A 15,569-nucleotide genomic window follows, 5' to 3' on the forward strand; every position below is an offset into this window, starting at 1 on the left:
GCGCGCCGCCCCGAGGTGCCCCCGGCCCTCACCGTCACCGACGTCACCGTCCGCTTCTCCGGGCTCACCGCCCTCGACGGGGTCTCCTTCACCGTCGAACCGGGCAGCGTCCACGCCGTCATCGGGCCCAACGGCGCCGGCAAGTCCACCTGCTTCAACGTGCTCTCCGGCGTCTACCGCGCGGCGACGGGCAGCGTCCGCTTCGGCGCAGCCGAGCTCACGGGCCTCGCCCCGCACGAGGTCGCCGCCCTCGGCATCGCCCGCACCTTCCAGAACCTGGCCCTGCCCCCGCACACCACGGTCGCCGACAGCCTGCTGCTCGGCCGCCACCGGCTGATGCGCTCCGGGTTCCTCGCCACGGGCCTGCGGCTGCCCTCGGCCGTCCGCGAGGACCGCCTGCACCGCGAACGGGTCCGCGAGATCGCCGCCTTCGTCGGCCTGGAGGCCGACCTGGCCGCTCCCGCCGGCTCCCTCCCGTACGGCAAACAGAAACTCGTCGAGCTGGCCAGGGCCCTGTGCATGGAGCCCCGGCTGCTGCTCCTCGACGAACCCGTCGCCGGCATGACCGCCGACGAACGCGCGCGCACCGCCGACGTCGTCGCGGGCGTCCGCGCCGGCCTCGGCATCTCGATCGTGCTGGTCGAACACGACATGGGGGTGGTGATGCGGCTCGCGGACGCGGTGACCGTACTCGACTTCGGAAAACGGATCGGCGGCGGAACCCCCGCCCAGGTGCAGAACGACCCGGCGGTCGTCCGCGCCTACCTCGGCGAGGAGGACCCGGCCGCGTGACCACCTTCCTGGAACTGCTGCTCGGCGGTCTGTCCATGGGCTCCGTGTACGCACTGATCGCCCTCGGCTTCGTGGTCATCTTCAAGGCCACCGAGGTCGTCAACTTCGCCCACGCCTCGCTCCTCCTCGCGGGCGGCTACGTCACGGCCGTCCTCCACGAGGACATCGGCTTCTGGCCGGCCCTCGCGGTCGGCGTCGTCGCGGCCGCGGCCGTCGGCGCGGCGGTGGAGTTCCTCGTGATGCGCCGCTACCGGGGCCAGGACCAGAGCGTCCTCGCCATCGTCACCATCGGCGTGGACATCCTGCTCACCACCGACCTCACCCGCCGCATCGGTACGGACGTACTCGCGCTCGGCGACCCGTGGGGCGCGGCCGTGGTCCACCTCGGGCCGGTCACCGTCCCGCAGACCCGGATCGCGGCCCTGATCGCCGCCACCGCGCTGATCACCGCCTTCCTGCTCGCCTTCCGGTACACGGCGTGGGGCGTGGCCATGCGGGCCGCCGCCGAGAAACCGGAGACCGCCGCGCTGATGGGCGTCCGGCTGGGCCGGGTATCCCTCGCCGCGTGGGCGGTGGCCGGAGCCCTGGCCGCCGTCGCGGCGCTCTTCCTCACCGTCTTCCCCACCCCCGGCCTGGAACGGGCCACCTCGCTCGCCGCCCTCAAGGCCTTCCCCGCGGCCATCCTGGGCGGCCTCGACTCCACCACCGGCGCCCTGGCGGGCGGCCTGATCGTCGGGGTCACCGAGGCCATGGCCACCGGCTACCAGAGCCAGCTCACCTTCCTCGGCCGCGGCATCGGCGACCTCGCCCCGTACCTGGTCATGGTCGTGGTCCTGCTGCTGCGCCCGGCCGGCCTCTTCGGCACGAAGGAGCTCGCCCGTGTCTGACGCATCCCCTGCCGTCGCCCCTGCGGGGAGCCCGGGAACGGGCAGCCATGGCCCGGGCCCGGTCCCTCGTCCCTGCGGCATGAAGGAGCGCACCTGTGTCCGAGCATGAGACCGCCGTATCCGGCGACGGCGGACACGGCGACGCCGAGCCGGGGGCGGGGCACACTGCGGCCCCCGACCCGGGGCCCCGGGGGACCATCGGCGAGCAGCGCGGGCGCGGGGCCGCCGTCCGTGGGCTCCGGACCACCGCGGGGCGCAACCGCATCCGGTACGTCCTGCCGGCCGCAGGCGGCCTCGTGCTGCTCGCGTTGCCCTTCTACCTGGAGCGCTTCTGGCTGCAGGCGGGCCTCTTCGCCATCGCCGCCGGCATCGGCGCCATCGGCCTCAACCTGCTCACCGGGGCCACCGGGCAGCTGTCCATGGGCCACGCCTTCTTCCTCGCCGTCGGGGCGTACGGCTACTGCGCCCTCGCCGGGAACGGCGGGGGTTCCCCGGGCCACGAACCGGTCGGCCTCGGGCTGCCCAGCTGGCTGGCGGCCGTACTCGCCGTGGCCCTCTCGGGAGCCGCCGGCGGGCTCTTCAGCCCCATCGCCGGGCGCCTGCGGGGCGCGTACCTCGGCATCGCCACCCTCGCGCTGATCTTCATCGGGCAGCACGTGCTGTTCAACGCGACCTCCCTCACCGGCGGCTTCAACGGCCGGGACGTCGAACCCCTCTCCCTCCTCGGGATCACCTTCGACGACACCGAGACCGTGATCGCCGCCGTCCCCTTCCAGTCCGCCGAGAAGCTCTGGTACGTGGCCCTCGCCGCGCTCCTGGCCTGCGCCCTCTTCGCCCGCGGCGTCCTGCGCGGGCGCCCCGGCCGAGCCATGAACGCCATCCGTGACCACAACATCGCGGCCGGGGTGATGGGCGTTCCCGTCGCCCGCTACCGCGCGGCCGTCTTCGTCCTGTCGTCCATGTACGCCGGGTTGGCGGGGGTCCTGCTCGCCCTGGTCTTCCAGCGCACCGTGCCCGACTACTTCGGCATGGTCCTGTCCCTCGAATACCTCGCCATGATCGTGATCGGCGGCCTCGGCACGGTCGCCGGAGCCGTCATCGGCGCCGTGTTCGTCTCCCTCCTGCCCCAGCTGCTCACCCGCTACAGCGACGCCCTCCCGCTCGTCTCCGCGCCCGGCACGGGCGGGGTCTCCCCGGGCGAGGCGTCCCGCTACCTGTACGGCGCGGCCGTCGTCGCCGTCGTCCTGTTCCTCCCGGGCGGCCTCGCCCGGATCCGACCTCCGAAGGAGCCAGCGTGAAGAGACCCGGCACGGACCAGCGAGCGCGACTCGGTACGGCGGCCCTCGCGGCCGCGCTCCTGCTCACCGGCGCCGCCGGGTGCAGCGGAAAGGCGAACACCTCGGGCGGCGACAAGCAGGGCGAGGGTGGCGTCAAGACCGGCAAGGGGGTCACCGCCACCACCATCAAGCTCGGCGCCCTCACCGACATGACCGGCGTCTACGCCACCCTCGGCAAGAGCGTCACGCAGGCCCAGCAGCTCTGGATCAAGCAGACCAACGCCTCGGGAGGCATCTGCGGCCGCCAACTGGAGCTCACGGTCCGCGACCACGGCTACGACCCGCAGAAGGCCCTCGCGGGCTACACCGAGCTGGAGCCGGAGGTACTGGGCTTCGCCCAGTTCATCGGCTCCCCGTTCGTGGCCGCCGCCAAGGGCCGCATCGACGGCCAGGACAAGGGCCTGGTCATCCCGCAGGCCTGGTCCGCGTCCCTGCTGGGCAGCCCGGCGATCCGGACGGTGGGGGCCACGTACGACATCGAGACGGTCAACGCCGTCGGCTACCTCCTCGACCAGAAGCGGATCGCCTCCGGCGACAGGATCGGGCACGTGTACTTCGAGGGGGACTACGGCGAGAACGCCCTGGCCGGCTCCAAGCACGCCGCCAAGGAGGCGGGCCTCACGGTGGTCGAGCAGAAGATCAAGCCCACGGACAACGACATGTCCGCGCAGGTCGCCGCCCTCAAGCAGGCCGGGGTCAAGGCCGTGGTGATCAGCGCCGGTCCCAAGCAGGCCGCCTCGCTGGTCGGCGTCGCCGCGGCGGGCGGCTGGAACGTCCCCGTGGTCGGCAACAACTCGGCCTTCGCCCCGCAGCTGCTCGCCACCCCGGCGGGCGCGGCCCTCCAGAAGGACTACTACGTCGCGGCGTCGAGCCTGCCGATCGGCTCCCCGGCCCCGGGCCCGGCGGCCCTGGCCACGGCCTACAAGGAGGCGTACCCGGGCGCGGGCCTCGACAACGGGGTCGTGGCCGGCTACACGGCCGCCGGGGTCTACGGAGAGGCCCTGAAGAAGGCCTGCACGGACAAGGACCTCACCCGCGAGGGCGTCACGAAGGCCCTGCTGAGCCTGAAGTCCTACGACGGCGGCTTCGGCATCACCCACGACTTCTCCGACCCGAAGGCCCCCTCAACCCGCCAGAGCGTGATCATGAAGCCGGACGAGTCCACCCCGGGCGGCCTGAAGGTCATCAAGGAGGCCGCGGTGGCTCCTGCGGCGCAGGCCTACACCCCAGGCACCTGAGCCCTGCGGGCGGCGCTCCAGTCCGGCGACGGGCTGCCTCCGCGCTGCCGTGCAGTACCTCTCAGCCCCGCCGGGCGGCACCACCCAGCCCCTCCGGCGTTTGAGGAGCGGGGTCCGGGGCGGAGCCGCGGCAGTGGACCCGCACCCGGAAACGACGAAAGGGCCCCCGGACGCCATTGGCATCCGGGGGCCCTCCCGCGTACGAGCGGTACGGCTAGCGCAGCGTCGTGGCTCGGGCCTCGCGACGGTTGTGCCGGAAGGTGTTCGCCCGGCGGGTCGTCGCGAACAGCGGAATCGTCGCCGCCAGCGCGATCTGCAGCGCGCAGCCCGTCTGGAGCAGCAGCTGACCGCCCGGCGCGTCGAACGCCCAGGCCGCCAGCAGACCCATCGCACCGACGATCCAGCTCAGCATCGCCACCGCGAGGACACCCCGCGGCTTGGGGTACTCGACCCGGCTCACCATCAGCCAGGCCACCCCGATGATCGCCAGCAGCGTCGGGACGAACGGCAGCTCCAGCAGCACGATCGAGACGACCGTCAACGCGCCGAAGGGGCTCGGCATGCCCTGGAACATGCCGTCCTTCATGGTCACGCAGCTGAATCTCGCGAGTCTGAGCACCACGGCCAGCAGCACCACGATCGCGGCGAGCGCCGACATCTTCTGGTGCGCGTCGTCGGCGACCATGCCGTAGACCAGCACGAAGTACGCCGGCGCCAGGCCGAAGCTGATCAGGTCGGACAGGTTGTCCAGCTCGGCGCCCATCGGCGAGCTGCGCAGCTTGCGGGCCACGATCCCGTCGAAGAGGTCGAAGACCGCCGCGAGCAGCATCAGTATCACCGCGGTCGCCGCGCTGTGCCGGGCCATGCCCGATTCGCCGCTGCCGGTGAGGTGCGGGATGAGGATTCCGGTGGTGGTGAAGTACACCGCCATGAATCCGCAGGTCGCGTTGCCGAGGGTGAGGGTGTCCGCTATCGACAGCCGCAGCGAGAGCGGCATGTCGTCCTCGGTGGACTCTTCCTCGGCGGCGGACTCCGGAACCCAGCCGGCGGCAGGAGTCTCAGGGTCAGTCACGGTCAATTCGGGTCACCCCCGCGGTGGTGGCCTGCCCGACCTCGACCGCGACCTCGACACCCTCGGGGAGGTAGATGTCGACACGCGAGCCGAAGCGGATCAGACCGATGCGTTCGCCCTGCTCCACCTTGGTACCGGCCGGCAGGTACGGGACGATGCGTCGCGCGACGGCGCCGGCGATCTGCACCATCTCGATGTCGCCGAGCTCGGTGTCGAAGTGCCAGACAACGCGCTCGTTGTTCTCGCTCTCCTTGTTGAACGCCGGGACGAATCCGCCGGGGATGTGCTCCACGGACGTCACCGTGCCCGCGAGGGGCGCGCGGTTGACGTGGACGTTCAGCGGGCTCATGAAGATCGCGACCCGGGTCCGCCCGTCCTTCCACGGCATGATGCTCTGCACCACACCGTCGGCGGGCGAGATGACCCGACCCTGGGCGATCTCGCGCTCGGGGTCGCGGAAGAACCACAACATGCCCGCGGCGAGCGCGGTGGCGGGCACGGCCGCCGCGGCCCAGCGTCCGGACTTGCGGGCCCGGGAGAGGCTGAGTGCCGCGGTGGCGACGGTCGGCAGAAGCCACGGCGATGCTCCGCGCGCGAGGCGTACGCCAAGGAGGCTGTCGCGAGGTGCAGAGGTTTGGCTGTGGGGCATGGATGACCTTCGTAGCGGGTGATTGCCGCGCCGCAAACGGGGGGACGGGACGGCGGCTTTACTGGAATGCTATCGGTTGCGCGCAACAACTGGGCAAGCCAGAAGCCGAGTCGATGGCCGTCAGCCAGTCACTGGAAGTGACCCTTATGCGGCGAATCGATGGATGATTCGCCGCAAAAGGGACTTTCAGCCCTGGAGTCGGTACTCCTCGAGCAGGCGTCGCCCGATGATCATTTTCTGGATCTCGGCAGTACCTTCACCGATGAGCAGCATCGGAGCCTCCCGGTAGAGACGCTCGATCTCGTACTCCTTCGAGAACCCGTAGCCGCCATGGATACGGAAGGCGTCCTCGACCACCTCCTTGCAGTACTCGGAGGCGAGGTACTTCGCCATCCCTGCTTCGAGGTCGTTTCGTTCCCCAGAGTCCTTTTTGCGTGCTGCGTTCACCATCATGGCATGGGCGGCTTCGACCTTGGTAGCCATCTCGGCCAGCTTGAACTGGATCGCCTGGTGTTCGGCGATGGCCTTGCCGAAAGTGTGACGTTGCTGGGCATACGAGACACCCAGCTCGAACGCACGCTGAGCGACGCCGCAGCCACGCGCCGCCACGTTGACGCGGCCGACCTCGACGCCGTCCATCATTTGGTAAAACCCTCGGCCCGTCTGGCCGCCGAGTACCCGATTGGCCGGAATGCGCAGTCCGTCCATGATGAGTTCGGTCGTGTCGACGCCCTTGTAACCCATCTTGTCGATCTTGCCCGGGATGGTCAGGCCCGGACGGACCTCACCGAAGCCCGGCTCCTTCTCGACGAGGAAGGTCGTCATCGACTTGTGGGGCGCGGTGCCCTCCGGGTGTCCTTCGTCACTTCGGACGAGAACGGCCACCAGCGTCGAGGATCCACCGTTCGTCAGCCACATCTTCTGGCCGTTCAGGACGTACTCGTCGCCGTCCTTCACCGCCTTCGAGGTGATGGCCGACACATCGGAGCCCAGCGCCGGCTCGGACATCGAGAACGCGCCGCGCACCTCGCCCAGCGCCATGCGCGGGAGGAAGTGGTCCTTCTGCTCCTGGGTGCCGTGCTGCTTGAGCATGTACGCGACGATGAAGTGGGTGTTGATGATGCCCGAGACGGACATCCAGCCACGCGCTATCTCCTCGACGCACAGCGCGTAGGTGAGGAGCGACTCACCGAGGCCGCCGTACTCCTCCGGGATCATCAGGCCGAAGAGGCCGAGCTCCTTGAGGCCGTCGACGATGTCCTGCGGGTACTCGTCGCGGTGCTCCAGCTCGGTCGCGACCGGGATGATCTCCTTGTCGACGAACTCGCGGACGGTCTTGAGGATCTCCCGCTGGACGTCGGTGAGCCCGGCGGTCTGGGCGAGTCGGGCCATGGCTACTTCCCCTGTTCCTTCAGCTGGGGGCGGCCGGGCTGCTCGCCGCCGCGCTCCTTGATGTACGTCTCGGTCGGAACCATCACCTTGCGCCGGAAGACGCAGACGAGGGTGCCGTCCTGCTTGTAGCCCTTGGTCTCGACGTAGACGATGCCGCGGTCGTTCTTCGACTTCGACGGGGTCTTGTCGAGGACGGTGGTCTCGCCGTAGATCGTGTCGCCGTGGAAGGTCGGCGCCACGTGCCGCAGGGACTCGATCTCCAGGTTGGCGATGGCCTTCCCGGAGACGTCCGGCACGGACATGCCGAGCAGCAGCGAGTAGATGTAGTTGCCCACGACGACGTTCTTTCCGAAGTCGGTCGTGTTCTCCGCGTAATTGCTGTCCATGTGGAGCGGGTGGTGGTTCATGGTCAGCAGACAGAAGAGGTGGTCGTCGTACTCGGTGACCGTCTTTCCGGGCCAGTGCTTGTAGACCGCCCCGACCTCGAACTCTTCGTAGGTGCGTCCGAACTGCATGGTCCTAGGCCTCCGGGATCTCGAACTTGCTGGTGCGCTGCATGCCGGCGGCGCGGCCCTTGCCCGCGATGACCAGGGCCATCTTGCGGCTGGCCTCGTCGATCATCTCGTCGCCGAGCATCGCGGAGCCCTTCTTGCCGCCGGCCTCCGAGGTGCACCAGTCGTACGCGTCGAGGATCAGCTCGGCGTGGTCGTAGTCCTCCTGCGAGGGGGAGAAGACCTCGTTCGCCGCGTCGACCTGACCGGGGTGCAGCACCCACTTGCCGTCGAAGCCCAGCGCCGCCGCCCGGCCCGCCACCTCGCGGTACGCGTCCACGTCGCGGATCTGGAGGAAGGGACCGTCGATCGCCTGGAGGTTGTGCATGCGGGCCGCCATCAGGATCCGCATCAGGATGTAGTGGTAGGCGTCCGCACCGTAGCCGGGCGGCTGCATGCCCACGACCAGGGACTTCATGTTGATCGAGGCCATGAAGTCGGCCGGGCCGAAGATGATGGTCTCCAGCCGGGGCGAGGCGGCGGCGATCTCGTCGACGTTCACCAGGCCCCTGGCGTTCTCGATCTGCGCCTCGATGCCGATCTTGCCGACCTCGAAGCCCATGGTCTTCTCGATCTGCGTCAGCAGCAGGTCGAGGGCCACGACCTGCTGGGCGTCCTGGACCTTCGGCAGCATGATGCAGTCGAGGTTCTGGCCGGCGCCCTCGACGACCGTGATGACGTCGCGGTACGTCCAGTGGGTGGTCCAGTCGTTGACGCGCACGACCCGGGTCTTGCCCGTCCAGTCGCCGTTGTTCAGCGCGTCCACGATGGTGTGGCGGGCGCCTTCCTTGGCCAGCGGCGCGCAGGCGTCCTCCAGGTCGAGGAAGACCTGGTCGGCCGGCAGGCCCTGGGCCTTCTCGAGGAACCGCGGGTTCGAGCCGGGCACCGCGAGGCAGGAGCGACGCGGGCGAAGGCGGTTCACCGGGTGGACTGGCGTGGTCATGCGGGGACCTCCGTGCTTGCAACGATTTCGAGAGGGTGGAGCTTGTTGGCCTTGCGGATCTCGTCGACGATACGGCCGATGATCTCCGTGATGCCGAAGTCCTTCGGAGTGAAGACCGCGGCGACTCCGGCCGCCTTGAGCGACACGGCGTCGGCGTTCGGAATGATGCCGCCGACGATGACGGGAATGTCACCCGCCCCCGCCAGACGGAGCCTTTCCAGGACGTCCGGGACGAGCGCGCTGTGCGAGCCGGACAGGATGGACAGTCCCACGCAGTGCACGTCCTCGGCCAGTGCCGCCGAGGAGATCTCCTCCGGTGTCAGCCGGATGCCTTGGTAGACCACCTCGAAGCCCGCGTCGCGGGCCCGCACGGCGATCTGCTCGGCGCCGTTGGAGTGCCCGTCCAGTCCGGGCTTGCCGACCAGCAGACGCAGCCGGCCGGAGCCGAGCTCGTCGGCCGTACGGGCCACCTTCTCGCGGACCTCGTGCATCGGCGTACCGGGCTCGGCGGTGACCGCCACCGGGGCCGAGGAGACCCCGGTCGGGGCGCGGAACTCGCCGAAGACCTCGCGCAGCGCGCTCGACCACTCGCCGGTGGTGACACCGGCTCGGGCGCACTCCAGGGTGGCCTCCATCAGGTTCTCGGTGCCGGCGGCGGCCTCCTTGAGGCGCTCCAGGGCCTGCTGGGTGGTGGGGAAGACGAAGGGATCGCCGTTCCCCTGCCGGTCCGAGGACTCCTGCCGCTCGGCCCGCCAGCGGGCGATGCGCTCGACGGTGAGCGCCTCCACCGCCGGGTCGACCGTCATGATGGCGCCGTCCAGGTCCGAGGTGAGCGGGTTCTCCTCGGTCTGCTGGAAGCAGTTGACGCCGACGATCTTGTCCTCGCCGGCCTCGATCCGCGCCCGCCGCTCGGCGTGCGAGGAGACCAGCTGGGACTTCAGGTACCCGGACTCGACGGCCGCCATGGCGCCGCCCATCTCCTGGATCCGGTCGATCTCGGCCAGGCAGTCGGCGACCAGGGAGTCGACTTTGGCCTCGATGACGTGGGATCCGGCGAAGATGTCCTCGTACTCCAGCAGGTCGCTCTCGTGGGCGAGGACCTGCTGGATGCGCAGCGACCACTGCTGGTCCCAGGGCCGGGGCAGGCCCAGCGCCTCGTTCCAGGCGGGCAGCTGCACGGCGCGGGCGCGGGCGTCCTTGGAGAGGGTGACCGCGAGCATCTCCAGCACGATGCGCTGGACGTTGTTCTCCGGCTGTGCCTCGGTCAGGCCCAGGGAGTTGACCTGGACGCCGTAGCGGAAGCGCCGCTGCTTCTCGTTCTCGATGCCGTAGCGCTCCCGGGTGACCTTGTCCCAGATGCGGCCGAAGGCACGCATCTTGCACATCTCCTCGATGAAGCGGACACCCGCGTTCACGAAGAAGGAGATCCGGGCGACGACCTCGCCGAAGCGCTCCTCGGGCACCTGGCCCGAGTCGCGCACCGAGTCGAGGACGGCGATCGCGGTCGACATCGCGTACGAGATCTCCTGGACCGGGGTGGCCCCGGCCTCCTGGAGGTGGTACGAGCAGATGTTGATCGGGTTCCACTTGGGAATGTGGTTGACCGTGTACGCGATCATGTCCGTCGTCAGGCGGAGCGAGGGCCCGGGCGGGAAGACGTGCGTCCCGCGCGAGAGGTACTCCTTGACGATGTCGTTCTGCGTGGTGCCCTGGAGCTGCGAGATGTCCGCACCCTGCTCCTCGGCGGCCACCTGGTAGAGCGCCAGCAGCCACATGGCGGTGGCGTTGATCGTCATCGAGGTGTTCATCTGCTCCAGGGGTATGTCCTGGAACAGCCGCCGCATGTCGCCCAGATGGGAGACCGGGACCCCGACCCGGCCCACCTCGCCGCGGGCGAGGATGTGGTCGGGGTCGTAGCCGGTCTGCGTCGGCAGGTCGAACGCGACCGACAGGCCGGTCTGGCCCTTGGCGAGGTTGCGGCGGTACAGCTCGTTGGACGCCTCGGCCGTGGAGTGGCCGGCGTACGTCCGCATGAGCCACGGACGGTCCTTCTGGCGCTCTGTCATCTCAGGCTGTCCCTTAGGCCTTTGAACGGACTCAGATGTTGCGGAAGCGGTTGATCGCGTCGAGGTGCGTCGCACGCAGCTCGTGGTCACGCACGCCCAGACCCTCCTCGGGGGCCAGCGCGAGGACGCCGACCTTGCCCTGGTGGAGGTTGCGGTGGACGTCGTAGGCGGCCTGACCGGTCTCCTCCAGGGAGTAGACCTTCGACAGGGTGGGGTGGATCTTGCCCTTGGCGACCAGGCGGTTGGCCTCCCACGCCTCGCGGTAGTTCGCGAAGTGCGAGCCGATGATCCGCTTGAGCGACATCCACAGGTAGCGGTTGTCGTACTCGTGCATGTAGCCCGAGGTCGAGGCGCAGGTGGTGATCGTGCCGCCCTTGCGGGTGACGTACACGGAGGCGCCGAAGGTCTCGCGGCCGGGGTGCTCGAAGACGATGTCGATGTCCTCGCCGCCGGTCAGCTCGCGGATGCGCTTGCCGAAGCGCTTCCACTCCTTCGGGTCCTGGGTGTGCTCGTCCTTCCAGAACTTGTAGCCCTCCGCGTTGCGGTCGATGACCGCCTCCGCGCCCATGGCCCGGCAGATGTCCGCCTTCTCGGGGCTGGAGACCACGCAGATCGGGTTGGCGCCGCCGGCCAGCGCGAACTGGGTGGCGTAGGAGCCGAGGCCGCCGCTGGCGCCCCAGATCAGGACGTTGTCGCCCTGCTTCATGCCGGCGCCGTTGCGGGAGACCAGCTGGCGGTAGGCGGTGGAGTTGACCAGGCCGGGTGAGGCGGCCTCCTCCCAGCTCAGGTGGTCGGGCTTCGGCATCAGCTGGTTGGACTTGACGAGGGCGATCTCCGCCAGGCCGCCGAAGTTGGTCTCGAAGCCCCAGATCCGCTGCTCGGGGTCGAGCATCGTGTCGTTGTGGCCGTCGGAGGACTCCAGCTCGACCGAGAGGCAGTGCGCGACGACCTCGTCGCCCGGCTTCCAGGCGTTCACGCCGGGGCCGGTGCGCAGCACGACGCCCGCGAGGTCGGAGCCGATGATGTGGTACGGGAGGTCGTGGCGCTTGGTGAGCTCCGACAGGCGCCCGTAGCGCTCCAGGAAGCTGAAGGTGGACACCGGCTCGAAGATCGAGGTCCACACCGAGTTGTAGTTGACCGACGAGGCCATGACGGCCACCAGGGCCTCACCCGGGCCGAGCTCCGGCACCGGGACCTGGTCCAGGTGCAGGGACTTGCGCGGGTCCTTCTCGCGTGTCGTCAGCCCCGCGAACATCTCGACCTCGTCCTTGTGCACGGTGATCGCGCGGTACGAGTCGGGCAGCGGCAGGGCTGCGAAGTCTGCGGCGGTGGCGGACTGCGACTGAATCGCGTCCAGGATGTCCTTCACGGTAGAGCCTCCGGCTAGCGCTGATGAGGGTGCGCTGAGGTGAGCGGGGGTGCGTGGAGCGTGTGGGTGTGCCGTCGGTCCGGCTGGTGCGGTGGTGCGGCGACGCCTGTGGTGGGGCGTGCGGTGGCCTGGTGACGCAGGCATCCGGGGCGCGGTCGGTGCCGAGTGGGCGTGGACCGCGGGGACGTCCGGACGAGATTCAACGTATGGCACCCCGTGTCACTCAGCAAGGCACCGCGTGCCAAAACTTTCTCTCATTTGCCGATTGACCTGCGCGGATGAGCGATGATCGATCAGAGTTACCCGTGAGTAGGGGCAAGCCGGACAAAGCAAAAGGCCGCCCCCGATGTCGGGGGCGGCCAGTGTGACGAGCGTCGCGCGTGTTGCTCCTTCGACGCGTGTCGCTCTTTCGACGCGTGTTGCTCTTTCGACGCGTGTCGCTCTTTCGACTACTTGCTCCGCAGGGCTTCTTCGATGGTTCGCATGACCTCGTCCAGCGGGGCGTCGGTACGCGCCACCGCCACCAGGACCTCGCCCTGCGTGCGCACCTCCGCCGGGGCGGGCGGCGCGGTGGTCAGGGTGCGGCCGGCGCCGATGCCCGTGCCGAAGGTCTTGCGGACGATCGAGAAGGCGTGGTCCAGCTGCGCCTCCACGTCCCCCTGCCCGCCCGCCCGCAGCCAGCGCCGCAGCACGTGGTTGTGGGCGGTCACCACCGCCGAGGCGGCCACCTCGGCCAGCAGCGGATCGTCGTTGCCGTCGTGGTGGTCGGTCTCGTCGAAGTGGGCCAGCAGGTAGCGGGTGAACAGTCGCTCGTACCGGGCCACCGAGGCGATCTCCCGCTCCCGCAGCGCCGGCACCTCGCGGGTCAGCCGGTAGCGCTCCACCGACACCGCCGGCGAGGCGGCGTACATCTTCATGACTTCCTTGATCCCGCGGCACACCGTGTCGAGCGGGTGCTCGTGTGCCGGGGCCACGTCGAGGACGGCCTCGGCGCGGGTCAGGGTGTCGTCGTGATCGGGGAAGATCGCCTCTTCCTTGGAGCGGAAGTGCCGGAAGAAGGTCCGGCGGGCCACCCCGGCGGTCGCGGCGATCTCGTCGACCGTCGTCGCCTCGTACCCCTTGGTCGCGAACAGCTCCATGGCCGCCGCGGCGAGCTCGCGGCGCATCTTGAGCCGCTGAGCGGCCGCCTTGGTGCCTGCCGCGCTCTCCGGCGCGTCGGATGCCGTGGCGGCACGGGGTGAGGTCTTGGCGGGCTGGGACATAGAGCGAAAGTACTTCATTCGTGCAGGGGAGCGCGCCTGCGGGGGGTGGGACGGGGGTGGATGCGGGGGAGAGCCCGCACTGGGCTCGGGAGGGTCAGTCCGCCGTGAGGGTCCGGCGGACCCGAGCAGCCCTCCCCACGCATCCGGCTCAGGGCCCGCCGACTTACCGACGGGCGTACTCACGGAAACCGCGGCCGGTCTTCCGGCCCAGGCAGCCCGCCGCCACCAGGTGCTCCAGCAGCGGGGACGGGGCCAGGCCCGGGTCGCGGAACTCCTTGTGCAGGACCTTCTCGATGGCCAGCGAGACGTCGAGCCCGACCACGTCGAGCAGCTCGAAGGGCCCCATCGGGTAGCCGCCGCCCAGCTTCATCGCCGCGTCGATCTGGTCGATGCCGGCGTAGTGCTGCTCGACCATCTTGATCGCGTTGTTGAGGTACGGGAACAGCAGCGCGTTCACGATGAAACCGGCCCGGTCCCCGCAGTCCACCGGGTGCTTGCGCACCTTGGTGCAGACCTCGCGGACCGTGGCGTGCACGTCGTCGGCGGTCAGGACGGTCCGGACCACCTCGACCAGCTTCATCGCCGGCGCCGGGTTGAAGAAGTGCATGCCGATCACGTCCTGCGGGCGCGAGGTCACGCGGGCGACCGCGATCACCGGCAGCGAGGAGGTGGTCGTGGCCAGCACCGCACCCGGCTTGCAGACCTTGTCCAGCGCCGCGAACAGTTCCTGCTTGACCGCCAGGTCCTCGGCGACGGCCTCCACGGCCAGGTCCACCTCGGCGAAGGCGTCCAGCGAACCGGCCGGCGTGATCAGGGCCAGGGTCTGCGCGGCGCCGTCCTCGGTCAGCCGGCCCTTGGCCACCGCACGGCCGAGGGACTTGCCGATCGCGGCCTTCGCCGCGTCCGCCTTCTCCTGGCTGCGGGCGGCGAGGACCACCTGGAAGCCGGCCTGCGCGAAGACCTGCGCGATCCCGCTCGCCATCGTGCCCGAGCCGGCCACGCCGACCGAGGTGACCGGACGACCCTCGCCGAGGCGGGCCCCGTCCGCCGGGGTCTGCGCGTCACGAACCACCGCGGAGCTGCCCGGAGCCTCGTACGTGTAGAAGCCGCGCCCGGCCTTCTGCCCGGTCAGGCCCGCCTCGGCGAGCTGCCCGAGGATCGGCGCCGGGGCGTGCAGCCGGTCGCCGGAGGAGGCGTACATGGCCTCCAGGACGGTGCGGGCGGTGTCCACGCCGATCAGGTCGAGCAGCGCCAGCGGGCCCATGGGCAGACCGCAGCCGAGCCGCATCGCCGCGTCGATGTCCTCGCGGGAGGCGTACTTCGACTCGTACATGGCGGCGGCCTGGTTCAGGTAGCCGAAGAGCAGGCCGTCGGCGACGAAACCGGGCCGGTCGCCGACCGACACGGGCTCCTTGCCGAGCTCGCGGGCCAGCTCGGTGACCGCCTCGACGGCCGGCGGGGCGGTCAGCACGCAGGAGACGACCTCGACCAGCTTCATCGCCGGCGCCGGGTTGAAGAAGTGCAGGCCCAGCACGCGCTCGGGCCGCTGCGACTCGGCGGCCATGCGGGTCACCGACAGGGCGTTGGTGCCGGTGGCCAGGATCGCGTCGGGCCGGACGACCGCGTCGAGCTCGCGGAACACCTGCTGCTTGAGCTCGTAGTTCTCCGGGACGACCTCGATGACGAGATCGGCGTCGGCGGCGGCGGCCAGGTCCGAGTAGGTGCGGAAGCGGGCGAGCACGTCCGACCGCTCCTGCTCGGTGAGTCGATCCTTGGCGACGGAGCGCGCGGTGGCGGCGGCGAGGGAGTCCGAGGCCCGGCGGGCGGCGGTCTCGCTGATGTCGATGCCGATGACCTCGCGGCCGGCGCGGACGAGGACCTCGGCGATGCCGGTGCCCATCGTGCCGAGGCCGACGACGGCGATGGTCTGGAGGGCGGGCTGACTGGACGGACGGTCCATCGAGGGACTCCAGTGGAAGAGGGTGACGACTGAGGGGCGCGCGCGGCGCAC

General features: G+C 70.1%; 13 protein-coding genes. 4 read left to right on the plus strand and 9 right to left on the minus strand.

Annotated features, from left to right (window positions below):
* Positions 1 to 15 precede the first annotated feature (15 nt).
* The 4 genes from ACFV9H_RS04960 (at position 16) to ACFV9H_RS04975 (ending at position 4,254) form a co-directional block, all read left to right on the plus strand.
* Entirely contained in the window at positions 16 to 792 is a 777-nt protein-coding gene (locus tag ACFV9H_RS04960; protein WP_385393521.1) for an ABC transporter ATP-binding protein, read from the plus strand.
* A complete protein-coding gene (locus tag ACFV9H_RS04965; protein WP_385393416.1) occupies positions 789 to 1,679 on the plus strand; it encodes a branched-chain amino acid ABC transporter permease in 891 nt (296 codons plus the stop codon). The genes ACFV9H_RS04960 and ACFV9H_RS04965 overlap by 4 nt, the downstream gene beginning before the upstream one ends.
* Positions 1,680 to 1,942: 263 nt before the next feature.
* Positions 1,943 to 2,977 (plus strand): branched-chain amino acid ABC transporter permease, encoded by a 1,035-nt coding sequence (locus ACFV9H_RS04970; protein ID WP_385393524.1) that lies wholly within the window; start codon positions 1,943 to 1,945, stop codon positions 2,975 to 2,977.
* Complete coding sequence (locus ACFV9H_RS04975; RefSeq protein ID WP_385393419.1) at positions 2,974 to 4,254, plus strand: ABC transporter substrate-binding protein; 1,281 nt, start codon at positions 2,974 to 2,976, stop codon at positions 4,252 to 4,254. Before ACFV9H_RS04970 ends, ACFV9H_RS04975 begins: the two co-directional genes overlap by 4 nt.
* Positions 4,255 to 4,468: 214 nt before the next feature.
* On the opposite strand, the gene pssA is transcribed toward ACFV9H_RS04975, so the two are convergent.
* The 9 genes from pssA to ACFV9H_RS05020 form a co-directional block, all read right to left on the minus strand.
* Entirely contained in the window at positions 4,469 to 5,251 is a 783-nt protein-coding gene (gene pssA, locus ACFV9H_RS04980) for a CDP-diacylglycerol--serine O-phosphatidyltransferase (RefSeq protein WP_384366238.1), read from the minus strand.
* Positions 5,252 to 5,318: 67 nt separating this feature from the next.
* Positions 5,319 to 5,975 (minus strand): phosphatidylserine decarboxylase, encoded by a 657-nt coding sequence (locus ACFV9H_RS04985; protein ID WP_376657408.1) that lies wholly within the window; start codon positions 5,973 to 5,975, stop codon positions 5,319 to 5,321.
* Between the two features lie 186 nt (positions 5,976 to 6,161).
* The gene (locus ACFV9H_RS04990; RefSeq protein ID WP_376657407.1) at positions 6,162 to 7,367 is read right to left on the minus strand and encodes an acyl-CoA dehydrogenase family protein; all 1,206 of its coding nucleotides are present in this window, start codon (positions 7,365 to 7,367) and stop codon (positions 6,162 to 6,164) included.
* Between the two features lie 2 nt (positions 7,368 to 7,369).
* Positions 7,370 to 7,882 carry a MaoC family dehydratase gene (locus tag ACFV9H_RS04995; protein WP_030155134.1) on the minus strand — a complete coding sequence of 171 codons (513 nt, stop codon included), beginning with the start codon at positions 7,880 to 7,882 and terminating at the stop codon, positions 7,370 to 7,372.
* 4 nt (positions 7,883 to 7,886) lie between these two features.
* Complete coding sequence (locus tag ACFV9H_RS05000) at positions 7,887 to 8,861, minus strand: HpcH/HpaI aldolase/citrate lyase family protein (protein ID WP_385393422.1); 975 nt, start codon at positions 8,859 to 8,861, stop codon at positions 7,887 to 7,889.
* Positions 8,858 to 10,927: a protein meaA gene (locus ACFV9H_RS05005; protein WP_385393424.1), complete on the minus strand. Its 2,070-nt coding sequence runs from the start codon at positions 10,925 to 10,927 to the stop codon at positions 8,858 to 8,860. The genes ACFV9H_RS05000 and ACFV9H_RS05005 overlap by 4 nt, the downstream gene beginning before the upstream one ends.
* Positions 10,928 to 10,958: 31 nt before the next feature.
* On the minus strand, positions 10,959 to 12,296 hold the full coding sequence (gene ccrA, locus ACFV9H_RS05010) for a crotonyl-CoA carboxylase/reductase (protein ID WP_385393426.1): 1,338 nt from the start codon (positions 12,294 to 12,296) through the stop codon (positions 10,959 to 10,961).
* A gap of 449 nt (positions 12,297 to 12,745) precedes the next feature.
* A complete protein-coding gene (locus tag ACFV9H_RS05015; RefSeq protein WP_385393428.1) occupies positions 12,746 to 13,558 on the minus strand; it encodes a TetR family transcriptional regulator in 813 nt (270 codons plus the stop codon).
* 163 nt (positions 13,559 to 13,721) lie between these two features.
* Positions 13,722 to 15,518 carry a 3-hydroxyacyl-CoA dehydrogenase family protein gene (locus ACFV9H_RS05020; RefSeq protein ID WP_385393431.1) on the minus strand — a complete coding sequence of 599 codons (1,797 nt, stop codon included), beginning with the start codon at positions 15,516 to 15,518 and terminating at the stop codon, positions 13,722 to 13,724.
* Positions 15,519 to 15,569 lie beyond the last annotated feature (51 nt).

Source organism: Streptomyces sp. NPDC059874 (genome assembly GCF_042731135.1).
Classification (GTDB): Bacteria; Actinomycetota; Actinomycetes; order Streptomycetales; family Streptomycetaceae; genus Streptomyces.